This is a genomic window from Niallia endozanthoxylica (genome assembly GCF_008710145.1).
Classification (GTDB): Bacteria; Bacillota; Bacilli; order Bacillales; family Cytobacillaceae; genus Bacillus_BD; species Bacillus_BD endozanthoxylica.
The window spans coordinates 1-6,378 of record NZ_VYKL01000073.1; the positions used below are offsets into that span (position 1 = coordinate 1).

A 6,378-nucleotide genomic window follows, 5' to 3' on the forward strand; every position below is an offset into this window, starting at 1 on the left:
TTTAGTTCCTTCAACTAACTTTCTGAACTTTTGGCTTTTTAATGCAATGTAGTCGACTAATAAAGTAATAACAGCAAAAATCACAATCGCAAGTACTCCATGACCGATGTTTCTTTCCAAACCCATGATAACCTCACCGGCAATACTACCAATCGTAATCCCTGAAACATATTCAAAAAAGCTGATTTCAGATATTTGTTTTTTCCCTAAAAGTCTTGTCATAAAGATTAACACAACAATAAAAATCACAGAACGAATAATAATATGTGCCCACTCAGACATGGTTTCACCCCGATTACGATTGTTTATATTGTGGTTCTTCCCTTTCTATTTCAACCTGCCTCTTGTGAAGATCTTTTTGCACATCTTCTATTGTAAGCATCGATTCATGAAAGGCTTTTTGTGCACTTTCGTCTTGAGATTGTAAAGCGAGAGTGGATAACTGGGCTTCAATTCCTTTTAGTGTGGCGATACACATTGCTTTACGTTTGAAATAACAGTCATTTTTTCATCATCCTTGTATACTGGTTAAATGATAAATTCTAATTTATGATTTACTTTACATGCAAAATAAACCGATTAACACAATGTAATCGGTTTAAATATCATTATTGATTATATTGTGGTTCTTCCTGTTGAATTTGTTGCAAACGTGGCTCAATACTATCAATAATGGCTTGCGCTTGTTTAGCAGCATCTGCGTATAACTGTTTTGCTTCTTGGTTATCTGTGCCCAAGGAAAAAGTTTCTAAGCTTGCTTGAGCGCTTTTTAGTCCAGCAATGGTTTGTTTCACTTGTGTAATTACGGTCATGTTAGATTCCAACTTTCTTTAAAGATTCAAATACAAACATATTCTTTACTTTGTGCTTAAATGTATGTATGAATTAATATAACTTATTCAAAGTATTTTTATCGTTTTCCGACATTCATCTCCCACCTCCTCATTGGCTACGCCCTTCACATTCCTTGAGGATGGGAGACTTCTTTCGGAAATCCGTTAAAGTATAGCATTCTTCAATTCTACTCTAATAAAGTAACGAATAATAAAATTTTAATGTTTCTTTATCCAATCACATGTATATTTACCATTTTTCAGGATTTATAAAAACATACTTTTTGACAGTAGCCACAACAAGAAAAAATCCTGCATATCGATACAGGATTTCTGCTCAAACTTTTATAAATGATCGAACTTTCTCAAAGTTGTCCAGAAAGTCATGGAGAATAGACATCAAGATTAATAGATTTTTCTTTTTTCGTGTAAAAAAAGTAAATGAAATCCTATCTAGTTCCTAATAATTTCTCGTTTATTTATAGGTTGAACGGGACGATGGTTGTCAGGGGAAATTTCTTGGAATGCTTGAATTTGTATTTTTGACATTTCAATTGGTTGCTCAAAAATAATCCATTTTACTTCTTCTGTACAAGGAGGTGTCGTTAACGAACCGTTATAATGGAAAGAAGTTTGATCGTGGGGTAATAAATCTTGTAAATCAATCGGTTCTTTTACGGAAATCTCATTTTTTGTTTCTTCCTTCGGTAATACTTCCCAAACAGATGCTAGATTTCCATTTTCTCTTCCTTCTTTAATCATCAATCCAAGGACGGCAAGTTTTCCATTTGCATCTTTATGTACGAGGTGCAGCTCCATATCATAATTTTGGCCATTATATTGATGTTCACTCGGAGTATGGAAATGAAATTGGGAGAGCTTGTACTCATTCCCTTCAATGACAATGCTGTTGCTTTCTGTTGCAGCATTAGCTTGAACTGTATGACCGTTGTTTAAGAGTGAAAAAGTTGCTGGCTCATATTGAATCTGAATTCCTTCCAGTTTTTTATTCGCTTTTACTTGGGAAAATTCAATATTAATGGGAGATTGTTCACTTCCATTGACACAGGCTAAGTTTGCATTGTCTAGTTTTCCCCAGTGTTCAGGCCCTGTATCTCCATTATAAGACCACTGAGCAGCGTGTGTAATATGAGTTTCCTCTGCTTCATTTCCTTTCATAGCAGTGGATTGATCCTCTTTCACGTCATTAGTCTTTTCTTCTTTTAGTACAGCTGTTTCTGGAGCTTGTTCCGAGCAAGCACCTAATAAAAAGCTTAAAGATACAACTAAAAATAAATAAATGAGTTTCTTCTTCATACTTGATATGGTTCTCCCTTTTCTGATTTTCTCTTATTCCTCCAATAAGATACTAAAGATTCAAAAAATAATAAAGAGTTATTTTCCAAAAACTATTTAAATTCCAACTTTTGATAAAAATGGACTGCCATTCCATAAGCAAAAAGATTAGTATATGAAATATTCCTCCTACTAAATAATTAGTTATTGACTTGTATTTTAGTAAAAACCCCCTATGCAGGTAGAACGAGTGATCACAAACAACCTTTTATGATAGTTTGATTTTGGCATAAGTTTGAAAAAAGCACTTGTATATTAGGAATAGCCACGTTTTTAAGAACGTAGCCCACCATCCACTTAAAAAAAATGCTATTCATATTAAAGGACCATTTAGTGAAAGAAGAAATTTAAAAGCAACAGAAAAAATATAAGAAAGTAAAGGTCTTATTGAAATATATAGGGAGCGATAACCGAGGAATAACGTAAAACTATATTGAATAGAAAAGTCAGCGAGCAATTACTAAATATGTAATCGCTTATTTTGGTTAAACTAAGATATCAGTTTGCTTGAAAAAGCACAATATCTTTGAAATGCTGTCCGTACTCAATATAAGAGGTGACAGTCGATGGTACACCGTGATAATCGTTTAAGATGTATACCTGATGCTATTAACATTAGAGTATTTTACAGCTTTGAAAAAGCTCTTCTTCATTGTCACGTAACTTTACTAAGCATTCTTATTTTATAAACAAGGACATGAATGTATGCTTTTTTTCATACTATATTTTGGAGGTGGATAAATGACAAGAGTAGCTTACCGAAATGCAGACGTTGATTTAATGGCAAGGATGATGAGAGCAGAAGCTGAAGGCGAAGGAAAACAAGGAATGCTATATGTTGGAAATGTAATTGTTAACCGTGTTGTAGCAGATTGTACTGATTTTAATGAATTAAGAACAATTAGAGATGTCATTTTTCACGTACAAGGAGGAAATTACTCTTTTGAAGCTGTTCAAAAAGGTAATGTATTTTATCAAAGAGCAAGAGACTCTGAAAGAAGATTAGCAAGAATGAATTTAGAATATTGGAGAGAGCACCCGGCGAAATATGCTCTTTGGTACTTTAATCCATATGGTCCGTGTCCTTCAACATGGTACAGCCAACCTTTTACTGGTCAATTTAAACAACATTGTTTTTATGAACCAGCGCCTGGAACATGTGACAGTGTTTATGGCTATCGATAACTATCGTATTTACCTAAGAAAGATTTAAAATATTACACTTACATGCTAAATGGATTCTTATCTTCAATAAGATCTTCCACAAAACCAGCCAATAGTTGTCAACATTTTTCAATAAAAATATTAGAAATATCATGTTATACTAAATTTGTGCATACCAAATAACCGTCCAAATACTATATTTGGAAAGTTCTGGTTCACTTGGTTAAATTGTTAAATCAAGCCAAATCTAGGAAAGAAGTTTTGTTTTTTAAAAGTGCATAAATCCAGTGTAAGAGTTTGTTTGCACAAGCTATCACAGCTACTCTAAAAGGTTTTCCTTCTTCCCGTTTTTTATCATAAAACGCTCGTAATCTCTTATTACGAGGAAGGATTTCATCCGTTGTTTTCTGCTTACGACAGTCACGAATAGCACATTTAACAGCCATAAACAAAGCTTGCCGTAGTCTGCTAGAGCCTCTTTTGGTAATTCGATTGTAAGTACCTTTAAATGTGCCAGATTCAAAGACACTTGGATCAAGACCGGCAAATGCGACTAGTTTCTTAGGGTGATTAAACCTTTCAATTTCCCCAATTTCAGAAATAATCGTGGCTGCGATTTTTTCTCCGATACCCGGAATTGATTGGATAATCTTAGATTCTTCAATACTTTTTGCTAAAGCATCTATCTCATTTTCAAGCATGGATAGATGTTTTTTGTATTCAAAGAGCATATTAATATACATATCTAAGCTTAGGGAAAGACTAGAGTATAGAGCCTTCTGAAAAGGGTTTTGAGCTGCGGCAGTAATTAGCTTTTCAGCCTGTTTATTTGCCCATTGTAGTGAACGAGTGTTACAGAATTCTTTTATTTTAGTTGCTAATATTTCAGTATCAGCTTTCAAGACATCCTCTGAAGTAGGAAATGCTTGTAATGTTTTTAAAGAAACATCCGAATATAAGCCCCCAAAAACCTTACTATATTCAGGAAAAACTTGATCCAAAACTGCCTGGAATTGTAGTTTGGTTTGTACAAACATGCCTGTAATATTATCGTGCTGTCTCGTAAGATGACGTAAGTTCATAAGTTGGATACCACGCTTTTTATAAGGCTCTAAATCCTCTTTATAATACAGCTCGCAGAGGTGATGGGCATCAATGATATCTGTTTTTACCTTTCGCAAACTAGAACTTTTTGCTTTATAAGAGATGAGTGGATTTACGATAATGATCAAATAGCCTTTGTCCTCAAAATATTGAAAAACAGGTGTGTGATAATGACCTGTTGATTCCATAACAAGAGGGGGACGTTCTCCCGAAATATCTTCTATCTCTTTAATAAAATCTAATAAACTAGCTAATCCATCAAGATCATGTTTTACTTTGAAACTTTTCTTGTAAGGCTTCTTTCTTTCTAAGTATGCTTGAACCTGACTTTCACCTTTTGCTACATCCAGACCAATGACTGGATTCATTCAAATTCCTCCTTCAAAGATAATTGCCGGTAACCCCTAAATCCTCCTCATAGTGTCATAGCTTCGCTTGTTATACGAGATCAGTGTCCCAACCAGCCTCAAACATGTTTCTACAAGTAGGGGGCGAACTGTTTTGCGGACGGGGTCTTAGCCCCACGGGCGCTTACGTTCTACCCCGGCTACCGTTATCATATATCGATATAAAAAACGGTCAACCAGAAATATTTTCTGGCTGACCTTATAATACGATCGGGCGCTTTAATATTGAAATTTACTTAACGTTGTAAATCCGCATTTTCCTGACGCTACCAGTGACTGTCCCCCTATTAGAATTAATGATGAGTGTATCCCTCACAATGGGTCTACTGGCTATAGCCGTGTAAATACCCCATTGTGAATGGGTATACTAACCATGGTTGTCTGTGCAGTTTGCTAAGTTGATTTCTCCTTAATTTTTTAAAAATGACAAATACACGTATGATTCAATTCCTGAAGTCATATAAAGACTAAATGGGTTTTAAAAATTTCTATTATGTTTAAATGTCAAATGCCTCATCAGCTGTCATGAAGTCATCTGCACTGATTACCCAATCAGAGAGCTTTTGTACTGTTTGAAAATCAGTTTCTCCTCCAATTAAAACCGAAAGACATTCAAACTTCTTCTTATCCTTTGTACGCCTAAATTCTTCAATGAATTCAGGCGGAAGATTGGCTTGGCCATCCGCCACAAACACTATATCAGCTTGTTTAAAACGACTTTCATTAATAAGTGACAAAGTTTTTTTCAACGGATCTTAAAAGTTTGTTCCGGAACCTAAAAAACTTTCAGCTAATTGGATTAAGTCATCTGTGGTACTTCTCCCTAAAAATTTGGACTTTTACACTTGTAGAAAATGTGATAAACGCAAAATTCCTTTTTTTGCTTTTTAGCAATACTCATCATAGCTAGAGCGAACCCTTTACTTTGAGTATCTAATTTTCTCATAGAGCTTGATTGATCTAAACTAAAATAATTGGCCCCTTTCCCCAATGTATCCTTCCCTTTTTTATCAAACATCATAGTCTGACCCTCTGCAAAACGCCTGATAAAATCAACTTTCCCCTGTTGTATTGCTAGATTGAAAAGCACTTCATCAAACTTTGTATTTTTCCTGCATTCCTCAAATTCTTCATTTTTTATGATTGTTTGTATATAGCCTTGATTTGTTGTCAATTCTTCTGGTATTTCTTCTAACAATTGTAGTTGGTTTTTATAAAAATACAGCATTCTGCAGATCTAATCTAGAAACAATCATATTGCTATGTGTTGCAATAAATGCTTGTTTTTTTGGTCTGTAGTTATAATTTTATTAATTAATTTATGCATATTAAGATAAATTAAATGATTTTCCGGTTCTTCAATAAGAATAATATTTGAATCCTCAGAAGAATTAGCAAGTAAAAATTCAATATTAATAAAAATTTTCTCGCCTTGTCCTAAATTTTCGATAAGTATACCTGCTTTTTCGTAAGCCCGTAATCAAATAACGCATATAAACAACCAGGCACCTCCG

The 6,378-nt window shown here is 34.2% G+C and carries 8 protein-coding genes; 1 reads left to right on the forward strand and 7 read right to left on the reverse strand.

All coding sequences use genetic code 11. The features are described 5' to 3' along the window. From F4V44_RS26635 to F4V44_RS26650, 4 genes are all read right to left on the reverse strand, one after another. Nucleotides 1–282 (reverse strand): DUF421 domain-containing protein (locus F4V44_RS26635; protein WP_150443002.1); only part of this gene is annotated, 282 nt, incomplete at its 3' end. Nucleotides 283–295: 13 nt separating this feature from the next. Continuing rightward, on the reverse strand, nucleotides 296–478 hold the full coding sequence (locus F4V44_RS26640; protein WP_396897521.1) for a DUF1657 domain-containing protein: 183 nt from the start codon (nucleotides 476–478) through the stop codon (nucleotides 296–298). Nucleotides 479–608: 130 nt separating this feature from the next. After that, nucleotides 609–812 carry a DUF1657 domain-containing protein gene (locus tag F4V44_RS26645; RefSeq protein ID WP_150443003.1) on the reverse strand — a complete coding sequence of 68 codons (204 nt, stop codon included), beginning with the start codon at nucleotides 810–812 and terminating at the stop codon, nucleotides 609–611. Nucleotides 813–1,286: 474 nt separating this feature from the next. Beyond that, nucleotides 1,287–2,150, reverse strand: coding sequence for a carbonic anhydrase (locus tag F4V44_RS26650; RefSeq protein WP_150443004.1), 864 nt, complete (start codon nucleotides 2,148–2,150; stop codon nucleotides 1,287–1,289). Nucleotides 2,151–2,930: 780 nt separating this feature from the next. On the opposite strand from F4V44_RS26650, the gene F4V44_RS26655 reads away from it, so the two are divergent. Next, nucleotides 2,931–3,374 (forward strand): cell wall hydrolase, encoded by a 444-nt coding sequence (locus F4V44_RS26655; protein WP_150443005.1) that lies wholly within the window; start codon nucleotides 2,931–2,933, stop codon nucleotides 3,372–3,374. A gap of 215 nt (nucleotides 3,375–3,589) precedes the next feature. Here F4V44_RS26655 and F4V44_RS26660 read toward each other — a convergent pair whose 3' ends face one another. The 3 genes from F4V44_RS26660 to F4V44_RS26670 all read right to left on the reverse strand — a co-directional run bounded on the left by F4V44_RS26660 (nucleotide 3,590) and on the right by F4V44_RS26670 (nucleotide 6,092). Then, nucleotides 3,590–4,825: an IS110 family RNA-guided transposase gene (locus F4V44_RS26660; protein WP_150443006.1), complete on the reverse strand. Its 1,236-nt coding sequence runs from the start codon at nucleotides 4,823–4,825 to the stop codon at nucleotides 3,590–3,592. Nucleotides 4,826–5,361: 536 nt separating this feature from the next. Next, nucleotides 5,362–5,613 carry a hypothetical protein gene (locus F4V44_RS26665; RefSeq protein ID WP_150443007.1) on the reverse strand — a complete coding sequence of 84 codons (252 nt, stop codon included), beginning with the start codon at nucleotides 5,611–5,613 and terminating at the stop codon, nucleotides 5,362–5,364. Nucleotides 5,614–5,687: 74 nt separating this feature from the next. After that, a complete protein-coding gene (locus tag F4V44_RS26670) occupies nucleotides 5,688–6,092 on the reverse strand; it encodes a hypothetical protein (protein WP_150443008.1) in 405 nt (134 codons plus the stop codon). Nucleotides 6,093–6,378 lie beyond the last annotated feature (286 nt).